Here is a 205-nt window from a genome sequence, read left to right on the forward strand (position 1 = left end):
CCCACGAAGCCCACGAAGCCAACTGAGCCGACGAAGCCTACCGACCCGACCGAGCCGACCGAGCCGACCGAGCCGACCGACCCGACGAAGCCAACTGAGCCGACGAAGCCCACGAAGCCAACCGACCCGACTGAACCGACGAAGCCGACCAAGCCCACAACTCCGCGAGTTCCGGGTGATGAGTCTGGTGAGCCGAAGATTTCGA

The 205-nt window shown here is 64.9% G+C and carries 1 protein-coding gene; it reads left to right on the plus strand.

Going from position 1 to position 205, the window contains the following annotated elements:
• The coding region (locus tag HMPREF2996_RS13010) for a hypothetical protein (RefSeq protein ID WP_246823025.1) at window positions 1–205 on the plus strand (205 nt) is incomplete at both ends.

This window comes from Corynebacterium sp. HMSC066C02, from assembly GCF_001814945.1.
GTDB lineage: Bacteria > Actinomycetota > Actinomycetes > Mycobacteriales > Mycobacteriaceae > Corynebacterium > Corynebacterium aurimucosum.